Consider the following 11797-nt stretch of genomic DNA (forward strand, 5'->3'; position numbering starts at 1 on the left):
CCGCCGCGCCCCACTCCCGCCACGACGCGCGGTCAGTCTTCGAACCACACCTTGGCCCAAACGGTCGTGTGCTCGGCCAGCGACACGACGCCCCACTGCTCGGTCAGGGCTTCGACCACCAGCAGCCCGGCGCCGAGGGGCCATCCCGCGCTCTGGTTCTGTGCGGGCGCGCGGTTGCGGACCCGGATGGTGAGCGTTTCGATCCACCGGTCCAGCACGAGTTCCAGGACGTACGGCGGCTCGCCGTAGCGCCAGGCGTTGTCCAGCAGCTCGCCGACGACCACCCCGACCAGCAGGGCCTCGTGGCCGCGCCAGTCGTCCATGCGGTCGCGCAGCCACAGCTCGACCTCACCGCGTGGCGGCGAGCCGCGGTCGTCCATCACCAGGACGACGGTGTCGTTGCCCGTGCTCACCGCCGACCCCCACGCTCATCAGGCCGGCCAGGCGCCGGCACACGGGATGGGTGCTCGAAGTACACGTCCCAGCATCGCACCGGGCGGGCGACATGAACCTGGCGATTGTCTTGCAGTTGTCCGCCCCGGGTTCACCCGAACGCCGTGCCGGTCACCTGGAGGGAACCGACCGCCCCGCGCCGAGCGGGGAGAGCACGAGACCCGCGCACCGAAGCCGACCGCTGCGCCGACGCCTTGGACCCGGGGCCGCGTGGTGCGTTCGATGCGTGCCATGAGGTGCTCGCGAGCGCACGGCGTCCACAGTGGAGCAAGTCCACAGTGGAGGGCGACGATGCGCTGACCCGGTTACGCGCCTTGAGGTCCTGGACGCAGCCAGTCGACGATCCGGACGAACGTGTCGTCGTGGGTGGGCCGATGGCAGGACAGGAACGGGACGTGCGCGGGAGGTCGACCGCGTCCTCAGGGAACCCCTCGCGCTTCGGGCGTGGTCAGCCGGCCAGCCGCCGTTCCGTGGCCGCCAGGTACTCCCGCAGTGTCCGGCGGGACCGGATGAGCGTGTCGATCTGCTCGTCCAGCCCGGTGATGCGGGCCCGCAGCAGGTCCAGGGTCTCCGGGCAGGGCTTGAGGTCGGGGGCCTCGCCGGTGACGCACGGTCGGAGGTACCCGATCTCCTGGGTCGACAGCCCGGCGTCGAGCAGTTTCCTGATCTGGGTCACCACCAGCACGGCGTCGTCACCGTACTCGCGGTAGCCGTTGCCGCGACGGTCGGACACCAGCAGGCCCTGCGCCTCGTAGTACCGCAGTTGGTGCGCGTTCACGCCGGCCCGTCGACTGAGCTCCCCGATCAGCACGCGAATTCCCCTTGACCTTCATACCGGTGTGAACGTTGACGATTGTGCCACCGATCAGAGGAGGAGCACATGGTGCACACCGGCACACCCGTCACGGTTCTGGGTCTCGGGCTGATGGGCGGCGCCCTCGCCGGCGCGTTCCTGCGCGCGGGACACCCGACGACCGTGTGGAACCGCACGGCGGCCAAGGCCGACGACCTCGTGGCCCGGGGCGCGACGCTCGCCGGGTCTCCGGCGGCGGCGATCGCGGCCGCCCCGCTCGTGGTGGTCTGCGTGTCGGACTACGACGCCGTGGCGGACGTCCTCGACGGACCGCTCGACGGCCGGGTCGTGGTGAACCTGACCTCGGGCACGCCCACTCGTGCCCGGAGGCTCGCCGAGGAGGTGGCACGTCGCGGCGGCGGCTACCTCGACGGCGGGATCATGGCCGTCCCCGAGGCCGTCGGCACGGCCGAGGCCGTGCTCGCCTACAGCGGGCCACGACCGCTGTACGACGCCCACGAGTCGACGCTGGGCAAGCTCGGCACGGGCCTCCACCTCGGTGACGACCCCGGGCTGTCGGCCACGCACGAGATGGCCACGCTCATCCTCATGTGGGGCATGCTGAACGGTTTCCTCAACGGCGCCGCGATCCTCGGCACGGCCGGCGTGTCCGCCACGGCGTACCTCCCCATCGCCCGGACTGCGATCGACACGGTGGCCGGCTGGCTGCCCGGCTACGCGCAGCAGGCCGACAGCGGCGGCACCTACCCGGCCGACGACGGCACCATCGACACCCACCTGGCGGCGATGGCGCACGTGGTCGAGGAGAGCGAGTCGCTCGGGATCAACGCCGAACTGCCGAAGCTCGTCAAGGCACTGGCCGAGCGAGCCGCGACCGCAGGCCACGGCGCCGGCGGTTACGTGGCGCTGGTGGAGCAGTTCCGCAAGCCGTGAGCCGCGCGGTGAGACCCTCCGCAGCACCCGCCCCAGCTCGGCGACCGCCCGCCGCCGGTCCGGCCACTCGTGCATGCTCAACGTCGAGACGACCAGGTCGACGCTGTCGTCGAGGTGGGGCAGGGCGGCCACGTCCGCGACCTGGAACGTGATCCGTGACGACACGTCCCCGGCGGCGGCCTCGGCGATGTCGACCATGTCGGCGGACAGGTCGACACCGCCGAGCACCACGTCCGTGCGACGGGCCGCGATCTCGCGCAGCAGTTGCCCCGGCCCTGTGCCGATGTCGAGCACCACGGCGTCCGGTGGCGCGAGCGCGGCGACGTCGGCGGCGACGTGCCGGTACAGGCCGCCGAGCGCGCGACGGGCCCGCCGGTCGTAGGACGTGCTGCGCCTCCGGTCGAAGTAGCCGGTTCGGGAGCGGTCGGGCACTTGGTCCTCCTCGCGTGGTCGACGGCAGTTGCCGGTGGTCGACGTGGTCGACAACACCGCCGACTGTGCAAGTTCATGTCGACATGAAGTCAAGCGAGGAGTCGTCGATCGGCGAGCCGGCCGACCGGTTCGGTCTGGCCACGCACGTGCTGCGGCACCGGGAGGACGTGGGGCTGCTCGCACCGCGACGCCACGCGAACGGCCGGCGGCGCTACGGACCGGCGGACGAGGCGCGGATCGCGATGATCCTGCTCGCCAAGGACGCCGGGCTGGGCCTCGACCAGGTCCGGCTGCTGTTCGCCGCCACCGCCGACCGTCCGACCCGACGCGCCCTCTTCCGCGAGCACCACGACCGGCTGGCCGAGCGGATCGCCGCGCTCCAGGCCTCCCTGTCGGTGCTGGGGCACGCGATGGGCTGCGAGGCCGAGGACATCACCGCGTGCGCGGACTTCCAGGCGAGGATCGCCGCCCGCATCCCCGGCTAGATCCGGCCGTGTGAGCGATAACAGCACCCACAGCCGGAGCACTGATCGGCGCAACCGCTATCGCAGGACCATGGCGCCAGCGCATCTTGAACATGAACGATCTGGCCTGTTAGCGTTCACATGACGTGGCGGCGGTCACACCGACCTGCCCACCGCCTCGGCGCGACCGCACCCGCTCCCGAACACGATCGGAGTGATCCATGCGTCGACGAACGACCACCTCCGCGGTGTTGTGCCTCGTCACCTCCTCCACGCTCCTGCTGTCCGCCACGCCCGCGAACGCGGCCGAACTGCCCACCGGTGCGCGGTCGCTGGAGTCGGTGAACTTCCCCGGCCGCTACCTCCGGCACAGGGACTACCTGGGCCTGTTGGACCCCGTGACGTCCGCCAGTTCGGCGCAGGTCAAGCTGGACGCCACCGTCACCGTCACCTCAGGTTTGGCCTCGCCGTCGTGCTACTCCTTCCAGGCGGCCAACGGGCAGTTCCTGCGGCACTCGGACTGGCGCGTGCGCCTGGAAGCCAACACCGGCACGGCGCAGTTCCGCGAGGACGCCACCTTCTGCGCCACCACCGGATCGGTCACCGGCTCGGTGTCGCTCGCCCCGGTCAACCGCCCCGGCCACCGACTGCGGCACCGCAACTTCGAGCTGTGGGTGGACCCCTACCAGGACACCGCCCAGTTCCGCGCCGACAGCTCGTTCCGGCTCACCGCGCCGTGGACCCCGAAGACCACCAAGGGCCCGGTCATCCCAGGCCTGTACGCCGACCCGCACATCACGAACTTCAACGGCCGCTACTACCTCTACCCGACCACGGACGGGTACGCGGGCTGGTCTTCGCCGTACTACAAGGCGTTCTCCTCCACCGACCTGGTGAACTGGACGGACCACGGCGTCATCCTGGACCACGGCCCCGACGTCTCCTGGGCCGACAACTCGGCCTGGGCGCCCGCCGTGGTGGCCAAGAACGGCCGCTACTACCTGTACTTCAGCGGCGGCGCGGCATCCGGCGACACGGGCAAGCACCTCGGCGTCGCGGTGTCGGACTCCCCCACCGGTCCGTTCCGCGACGCGCTGGGCAGGCCGCTGATCCGCTCGGGCGCGTACTCGGGGCAGACCATCGACCCGATGGTGTTCACCGACGACACCGGTCAGTCCTACCTGTACTGGGGCAACGGGGCCGCGCACGTCGTCCCGCTCAACGCCGACATGACCTCCTTCGACCCGGCCAAGGTCCGCACCATCACCCCGAGCGGCTACCGCGAGGCGGCGTTCGTGTTCAAGCGCAACGGCACCTACTACTTCATGTGGTCGGAGAACGACACCCGCGACGAGGACTACCGCGTCGCCTACGCCACCGGAACGTCCCCGCTCGGCCCGTGGACCAAGCGCGGCATCGTGCTCCAGAAGCGCCTGGAGCTCGGCATCAAGGGCCCCGGCCACCACTCCGTGGTCAAGGCGCCCGACAGCGACACCTGGCACATCGCCTACCACCGCTTCGCGGTGCCCGCCGGCAACGGCACCAACCGCGAGGTGACCGTCGACCGCATGACGTTCAACGCCGACGGCACCATCAGTCCGATCGTCCCGACGCTGTGACACGAGGAACCCATGCCACGAACACCGACAAGACTCGCCGCGCTGCTCGCCGCCGTGACCATGCTCTTCACCACCTGGTCGGTGACGACCGACAAGCGGGCCGAGGCGCTGGAACCGTTCACCGGCTACCTGATGGCGCACTTCACCGGCGAGCACGCCAACGGTGAGCAGATCTACCTCGCGCACAGCCGCGACGGCCTGAACTGGACCGACCTGAACAACGGCGCACCCGTGCTCCTGTCCACCGTGGGCACCCGTGGCGTGCGCGACCCCGCGCTGCTCCGCTCCCCCGCGGGCGACCGGTACTGGATCATCGCCACCGACCTGCGCATCGGCAGCGGCACGTCGTGGTCCGACGCGGCCAACCGCGGCAGCACGTCGCTGGTCGTGTGGGAGTCCACCGACCTGGTCAACTGGTCCGCGCCACGCCTCCTCAACGTGGCGGCCGGGATCTCCGGCGCGGGCAACGCCTGGGCGCCGGAGGCGATCTACGACCCCGCGTCGGGCGACTACGTCGTCTACTGGGCCACGAACGCGACCCTCAACGGCGTCAAGAAGCACCGGATCTACTACGTGCGCACCCGTGACTTCCGCTCGTTCACCTCGCCGGTGCTCTACATCGACCGGGGCACGGGCCAGGGCATCATCGACACCCAGATCATCGAGTCACCCGCGAGCGTGGGCGGCTACCGCTTCTACCGCGCCTCCGCCGACGGTCACATCACCGTCGAGGGCAGCAACTCGATCCTCGGCTCGTGGACCACCATCGGCAACCTGTCGCACATGGGCATCTCCAACGGCACGGGCGGCGGCAACGTGGTCGAAGGCCCGATGTGGATGCAGTTCAACGGCCGCAACCAGTGGGCGCTGTGGCTCGACCAGTACGCCACCGGGCGGGGGTACATGCCGATCACCTCGACCAACCTCGGCAGCACCCGCAACTTCCAGAACGTCACCGGGTACAGCCTCGGCGCCACGCGCAAGCGCCACGGCTCGATCCTCAACCTGACCGGGGCCGAGGAGAGCCGCGTGCTGGCCAGGTGGGGCACCAGCGCCCAGGTCAACCGCATCCAGTCGTACAACTTCCAGGACCGGTACGTCCGCCACGCCGACTTCGACGTGCGCATCGACCCGAACGTGAGCCCGGCCCAGGACGCCCAGTTCCGCGTGGTGCCAGGTCTGGCGGGGTCGGGGACCGTGTCGTTCCAGTCGGTCAACTTCCCCGGCTACTACCTGCGGCACAGCGACTACGACTTCGCGCTCGCCACCGACGACGGCTCCGCGACGTTCAAGGCCGACGCCACGTTCCGCCAAGTCGCCGGGCTCGCTTCGTCGTCCTGGTCGTCGTTCCAGTCCTACAACCACCCCGACCGGTACATCCGGCACTACGCCTACCAGTTGAGGCTCGACCCGATCACCGACGCCACCGGACGCTCCGACGCCACCTTCCGACTGACCAGCTGACACGACCGACTACCTGACACACCCGGAGGGGTGGGCGCGCACCGCGCCCACCCCTCTCGTGTCGCCCACGTCCGGGGACAGGTCCGCGTCGGTCGTGGAACGGATCTCCCTCGCTGCGGCTGCCTTCCCGGGATACCGGCACCACGGCTCGTGGTGTGCTGCGGCAGTCCAGCGTCGCCCGGTGTCCAGGTCGAGCCGATTCGGCCGGTTGCGGCGCTCGTGCGGTGCAGTGACCCGCGTGCGGCTAGCCTGCCGGCGTGGGCCGCCACGAGGCGGTCGGCGGGTGTGCGACGGAGGACGACGCGGAGGGTCGATGCACGGCGAGCCGGAGCGGTCGCCGGACCGTGAGCCGGATTACCGGTTCACGCTGGCCAACGAGCGGACTTTCCTGGCGTGGATCCGGACGGCGCTGGGGCTGCTCGCGGGCGGTGTGGCGGTCGGGCAGTTGTTGCCGCCGTTCGCGTTCCCCGGTGCGACGCTGCTGCTCGGCCTGATGTGCATCGCGCTGGCGGCGGTGTTGGCGGCGACCAGCTACCCACGGTGGCGGGCGGTCCAGCGGGCGATGCGTGCCGGGCAGCCGTTGCCGGGCAGCCGGGTCATGCTGGTGCTGGCCATCGGCGTGCTGGTCGTGACGGTGACCGCGGGGATCCTGGTGGTCGTCGGATGAGCGATGCGCGTGATCCCGGTCTGCAACCCGAGCGCACCGACCTGGCTTGGCGGCGCACGGCGTTCAGCGCGGCGGCGTGCTCGGCGTTCCTGCTCCAGTCGGCGGCCCGCGCCGGATGGGGCGTCCGCGTGGTGCCCGGCGTGCTCATCGCGGTGGTCGCGGTCGTGGCGATGTGGCGGGGCGCCGGCACCGGTCGACAGGAGTCGCGGGCGGAACCCGGTTCCGGCCGCCTGTCCCGAGTGGTCGGTCTCCTCACCACGCTCGCCTGCCTGTCCGCCACCGCCCTGGTGCTGTGATTCCCCGGGCAAGACCATTACCCCCGACCCGGAATCAATTCCCCACAATGAGGAATTTCCATCCGGTTGCGCTCTCCCTATTGGCGCAGTAGCCTCCGGAAGAGATGACGACGAAATGCCACACAGGTATTAGGGGTCATTTCCGGGGGACTCATGCGCACCATTGTGCTCATCGTTCTGCTCACCTTGACCGTTCCCGTACCGGCTGCCGCGGAACCGGGAACGAGCTGGTTGGCGCGATCACTGGCCGGTTCCGTCAGCACCCGTGACGCGATGTCGTCGGTGCGCGCTTTCGACCTCGCGGCCCGCACCAGCGGCGGCAACCGGGAGGCCGGGACGCCGGGGTTCGAGAAATCACGCGCGCACGTGAAACAGCTGCTGGAGCGCGCCGGGTACCGGATCACCGAGCAATCGGTGCCATTCCGCTCCTTCACCGCCGACACCGAATCACTGACCACCGACCAGGGGGCGGCCCGGGTGCTCATGGCCCAGTACGGGCTGTCCGCCGACGTCGACGGCACGATCGCCCGCGCGGCGGACGCGGGGTGCGCCCCGGCCGACTACCCGGCCGGCACCGCCATCGCCGTCGCGCCCTCGGGCGCCTGCACCACCGCGGCCAAGACCGTCGCGGCACAGACCGCCGGGGTGCGGGCACTGGTCGTCTACGACGTCACGCCGGCCGTCGACGCCATCATCCGGCGGCAGGCCTCGGGCGCGGTCCTGCCTGTCGCGTTCACCAGCGTGCGCGTGGCGGAGTCCCTGTCCGGCCACGGCGTGCTGCGCCTGAGCGGCCACGCCGTCGACAGCACCACGGTGAACGTGTTCGCCGAGACCTCCGGCGGACGCGCCGACCACGTGGTGATGGCGGGAGCCCACCTCGACAGCGGCGCGGACGGCCCGGGGATCAACGACAACGCCACCAGCGTCTCGGCGCTCCTGGAGACCGCCGCGCGCCTCGCGCCGCACCAGCACCGCGTGCCGAACAAGGTGCGGTTCGCCTTCTGGGGCGCCGAAGAGCTGATCAACATCGGCTCCACGCACTACGTCGCCACCCGCACGCCGCGGGAGTTGGCCGCGATCCGGCTCTACCTCAACTGGGAGCTGATCGCGTCGCCGAACTTCGTCCGGTTCGTGGTCGACGGCGACGACAGCGACCACCCCGACACCGGCGCACCGGCCGGGCCGCCCGGGTCGGGCACCGTGGAAGCCGTGCTGTCACAGGGCTACCGACTGCAACGGCTGCCCTTCCGCACCGCGGACCTCGGTGACATCCGCTCCGACCAGGAGCCGTTCGCCCGCGCGGGGATCCCCGTCGGCGGCGCGTTCGGCGGGGTGCGGGGCATTAAGACGCCCGAGGAGGCCGCCGTGTTCGGCGGCACCGCGGGACAGCCCTACGACCCGTGCTACCACCAGCCCTGCGACGACCTGTCGAACGTGCACGTCGGTGCGCTGGGCGAGGCGATGCGGGCGATGGCCTGGGCCGTGGGCTGGTTCGCCGTAGACGACACCCTGTCGAACCGGGAGGAGGTGGCCACCGTGGACTACCCCCACTAGCAGCCGCTGAGTCGTGATCGTGGTGGGGCGCGCCCGCCGCGTCCCACCACCACCACGAGGAGGACCAGGTGACCGGCGTGTTCGCGCCCCTGTCGGAAACCATGCTCGCCGATCCGCACGCCGTCTACGCCAGACTGCGCGCGGAAGACCCCGTGCACCGGCACGACCAGCTCGGCGCCTGGGTGCTCACCCGCCACGACGACTGCACGCGGGTGCTCAAGGACACCGCCGTCTTCGGCTCGGACCCGCGCGCCCTGGGCAAGCCGATACCCGACACCGTGCTGAGCGTGCAGACCCTGGACCCGCCCGAGCACACCGCCATCCGCCACCTGTTCCTCGACGCCGTGCGCCGCCGCGAGATCACCGGCTGGGCCGAGGGCGTGCGCCACGCCGCGAGCGAGCTGCTGGCCGGGCTGGACGGTCCGGTCGACTTCGTCACCGACATCGCCGAACCCCTCGCGCTGCGAGCCGTCTGCGACCTCTACGGCGTCCCCGTGCCCGCAGACCACGACCGGCTGCGGACCGCGTCGCGCACGTTGGTGCTGGGCATGGACTCCGGTCTGGACCCCGCCCGGCGCGCCCCGTCACTGGCCGCGCGCGAAACGCTCAACACCATGATCGACGCGTGGCGTGCCGACGCTCGGCCTGACGGCGTGCTCGCGCAGGTCCCGGCGCGCGACCACGTCCTGCGCAACTCGCTGCGCGCGGTGTTCGACGCCGGCTACTCGACCACGGCCAACCTGCTGGGCAACGCGGTGGAGTGGTTGCTGGCGCACGGCGCCCGCACCGGCGCGGAGCTGTCCGCGCTGGACGGCCGGGCGGTGGAGGAGCTGGTGCGGCTGGTCGGTCCCGTGCAGGTGGTCAGCAGGCACTGCAAGGCCGACGTGGAGCTGCGTGGCAACCGCCTGCGGCGGGGCGACGTCGTGATCACCGTGCTCGCCGCCGCCAACCGCGACCCGGAGGTGTTCCCCGATCCGGACGAGGCGCGCTTCACCCGGTCCCCCAACCCCCACCTGGGTCTGGGGCGCGGCACGCACTCGTGCTTCGGCGGCCACCTGGGCAAGCACGTGCTGCTGGCCTTGCTGGGTGCGTTCGCCGACGTGCGGGAGATCGCCTCGGCGGGCGCACCGGTCCGACGGCCCACGGGCACCCAGCGCGGCCTCGACCGCCTACCGGTCCACGTCGAACCCCGGGTCACCGCTGGTGGGAGCGGAGTTCCACCTCACCGGCACCGCGTCAGCGGGTGATGCGCAGGAAGGCGTGGATCGTCGTGCCGTGCGGAGTGGCGTGGGTCCGGACGAGATCGGCCAGCTGGTTGATCATCAGCAGGCCGCGCCCGCCTTCCTGGTCCGGGGGCGCCGGTCGGCGGCCGGCCAGGGGGTCGGCCAGGTGGCCGCCGTCCTGGACCGTGCAGACCAGGTGGAGCCCGTCCCGCCAGATGCTCAGCCGGCAGTCGCCGCCGGTGTGCCGGAGGCTGTTGCCCACCAGTTCGGTGGTGATCAGCGCCAGGTCGGCCGCCCGCCCGGCGGGGAGGCCGAGGTGTTGTGCCTGTTCGACGGCGAAACGGCGGGCTTCGCGGAGGCCGGTCGTGGCGATCTGGAGGACCACGGCGTCCGGAGCGGTGTCCAGGGACTCGTTGTAGCGGCTCACGACGGCGTCCGGGGCGTAGTGGTCGCTGTCGTAGCGGCGGGTGGTCTCCCACACCAACGGGTGGGTGGCGAGCGCGTCGGTCAGCACGTGGTCGTCGAGCGAGGCGGTGTCGTACGGGCAGGCGATCGTGACGTCGCGCCCGGCGAAGGCGAGGTTGATCAGGGCTTCGTGCTGCGCGCAGGCGGGGTACTCGACGTCGCTGCGACCGGCCCAGATCGGCTCGCCGATGATGCGGGCGTGCTCCGCGGGGTGTCTGTCGGCGAACCGGCGCAGCACGGCGGGGATGATCCGGCCCGGGTTGCGGCCCTCGACCTCCATGTCGAGCAGCAGCACGTCGTCGGACGCTCCACCGAGGGCGTCGCGCAGCAGCTCCAGCCGGCGACCGGGCACGGCCGCGGCGACCGGGTGACCCTGTTCCAGGCCGTCGGTGACGAAGGGCACGAGCAGTTCCAGGTACTCCTCGTCGGAGGCGTAGAACACCGCGGGGTGCACGAAAGCACCCAGGGGCGGCACGTTCATGATCGTCACGCGGCACGCTCCACCAGGACGTTGTCCAGGTCGAGCAGGTCCACCAGCGTGGCCACGCCGGGCCAGGCCGCGCGCAGCACCACGGACGCACCGCGGTCGGCGGCGTGCCGTGCCAGGCGCAGCAAGCTGCGGTGGTCGACGAAGGTCAGGTCGGTGGCGTCGAACACCAGCCGTCCGCGGCGGGGACGGAGGTCGGCCCGTTCCAGGGCCAGGGCGAACAGCTCGCCGTCGGTCGGGTCCACCTCGCCCCGCAGGACGGTCACCCGGTCATCGGCGGCGTGCAGCCTGAAGCCGGGAAGCGGGCTGTTGGTGTTCGGGTGCATGCAGGCGACCTGCGCGAACGCCTGGTCGTCCACCTCCGCGACGGAGTAGGCGCACATCGCCGAGAGGGGTCGTTCGGTCATGCAGTGGTCGATCTCGTGTTCGTAGCGGGCGAAGGCCGCCAACTGGTCGGGCGTGCGCACCAACGCGCTGCAGTCGGCGACGACGCGGAGACCGGCGAACCCCGCGGCCAAGGCCGCCTCGGTGGCCTCGGTGTAGGTCCGGACCTGCGCGGCGGCCCCGATCACCGTGCCGACCGGGTAGGCGGCGTCCAGTGACATGACCTGCGCGGCACCGGTCCGCCGCGCCTCTTCGATGCCCTCGATCCCGTCCAGGTCCGCGTCCAGGGCGTCGACGTCGCCGGTGCCGATGTACCGGACGCAGTACCCCATGGCGAGTCCTTCGGAGAGGAATGCGCGGGCTTGGTCGCGGAAGTCCCCCGCGTCGTCGTACCGCCAGCACACGTGGTCGTGAGGACCGAATCCGCGCCCGTCGTCCACCAGCCCGGATCTCCGCACGCCCACCAGCTTAACGGCACCCCCGGCCATTCACCCATCGGTGGGTAGTGGCCGGGACGTCGCCGATCAGAACGTCCGCGGTGA

Annotated in this window: 12 protein-coding genes and 1 pseudogene; 8 read left to right on the forward strand and 5 right to left on the reverse strand. The window is 71.3% G+C overall.

The genetic code is table 11. The features are described from left to right. Nucleotides 1-32 precede the first annotated feature (32 nt). Together ACRAKI_RS19190 and ACRAKI_RS19195 are read right to left on the reverse strand one after the other, a co-directional pair. Nucleotides 33-413, reverse strand: coding sequence for an ATP-binding protein (locus ACRAKI_RS19190; protein ID WP_447001882.1), 381 nt, complete (start codon nt 411-413; stop codon nt 33-35). 488 nt (nt 414-901) lie between these two features. Continuing rightward, nucleotides 902-1264: a MerR family transcriptional regulator gene (locus ACRAKI_RS19195; RefSeq protein WP_447001883.1), complete on the reverse strand. Its 363-nt coding sequence runs from the start codon at nt 1262-1264 to the stop codon at nt 902-904. A 69-nt stretch (nt 1265-1333) separates the two neighbouring features. On the opposite strand from ACRAKI_RS19195, the gene ACRAKI_RS19200 reads away from it, so the two are divergent. Further along, nucleotides 1334-2200, forward strand: a complete 867-nt coding sequence (locus tag ACRAKI_RS19200; protein WP_447001884.1) for an NAD(P)-dependent oxidoreductase — start codon at nt 1334-1336, stop codon at nt 2198-2200. 75 nt (nt 2201-2275) lie between these two features. Here ACRAKI_RS19200 and ACRAKI_RS19205 read toward each other — a convergent pair. Further along, nucleotides 2276-2815, reverse strand: a pseudogene (locus ACRAKI_RS19205) (class I SAM-dependent methyltransferase); the annotation flags it as partial. On the opposite strand from ACRAKI_RS19205, the gene ACRAKI_RS19210 reads away from it, so the two are divergent. The 7 genes from ACRAKI_RS19210 (at nt 2716) to ACRAKI_RS19240 (ending at nt 9943) form a co-directional block, all read left to right on the forward strand. Continuing rightward, nucleotides 2716-3117 carry a MerR family transcriptional regulator gene (locus ACRAKI_RS19210; RefSeq protein ID WP_447001885.1) on the forward strand — a complete coding sequence of 134 codons (402 nt, stop codon included), beginning with the start codon at nt 2716-2718 and terminating at the stop codon, nt 3115-3117. The pseudogene ACRAKI_RS19205 and the gene ACRAKI_RS19210 sit on opposite strands and share 100 nt — an antisense overlap. Nucleotides 3118-3317: 200 nt before the next feature. Beyond that, a complete protein-coding gene (locus ACRAKI_RS19215) occupies nt 3318-4715 on the forward strand; it encodes a family 43 glycosylhydrolase (protein WP_447001886.1) in 1398 nt (465 codons plus the stop codon). Between the two features lie 12 nt (nt 4716-4727). Then, nucleotides 4728-6179 carry a glycoside hydrolase family 43 protein gene (locus tag ACRAKI_RS19220; protein ID WP_447001887.1) on the forward strand — a complete coding sequence of 484 codons (1452 nt, stop codon included), beginning with the start codon at nt 4728-4730 and terminating at the stop codon, nt 6177-6179. 313 nt (nt 6180-6492) lie between these two features. Continuing rightward, a complete protein-coding gene (locus tag ACRAKI_RS19225; RefSeq protein WP_447001888.1) occupies nt 6493-6846 on the forward strand; it encodes a YidH family protein in 354 nt (117 codons plus the stop codon). Beyond that, nucleotides 6843-7142 (forward strand): DUF202 domain-containing protein, encoded by a 300-nt coding sequence (locus tag ACRAKI_RS19230; protein ID WP_447001889.1) that lies wholly within the window; start codon nt 6843-6845, stop codon nt 7140-7142. The genes ACRAKI_RS19225 and ACRAKI_RS19230 overlap by 4 nt, the downstream gene beginning before the upstream one ends. 231 nt (nt 7143-7373) lie before the next feature. Then, the gene (locus tag ACRAKI_RS19235; protein WP_447001890.1) at nt 7374-8696 is read left to right on the forward strand and encodes a M20/M25/M40 family metallo-hydrolase; all 1323 of its coding nucleotides are present in this window, start codon (nt 7374-7376) and stop codon (nt 8694-8696) included. 68 nt (nt 8697-8764) lie between these two features. Then, nucleotides 8765-9943 (forward strand): cytochrome P450, encoded by a 1179-nt coding sequence (locus ACRAKI_RS19240; protein ID WP_447001891.1) that lies wholly within the window; start codon nt 8765-8767, stop codon nt 9941-9943. Here ACRAKI_RS19240 and ACRAKI_RS19245 read toward each other — a convergent pair. Next, the gene (locus ACRAKI_RS19245) at nt 9933-10865 is read right to left on the reverse strand and encodes an anti-sigma factor RsbA family regulatory protein (protein WP_447008453.1); all 933 of its coding nucleotides are present in this window, start codon (nt 10863-10865) and stop codon (nt 9933-9935) included. The two genes, ACRAKI_RS19240 and ACRAKI_RS19245, sit on opposite strands and share 11 nt — an antisense overlap. Before the next feature lie 5 nt (nt 10866-10870). After that, nucleotides 10871-11713 carry an MEDS domain-containing protein gene (locus tag ACRAKI_RS19250; protein ID WP_447001892.1) on the reverse strand — a complete coding sequence of 281 codons (843 nt, stop codon included), beginning with the start codon at nt 11711-11713 and terminating at the stop codon, nt 10871-10873. Between the last annotated feature and the right edge of the window lie 84 nt (nt 11714-11797).

It is taken from the genome of Saccharothrix isguenensis (genome assembly GCF_052936305.1).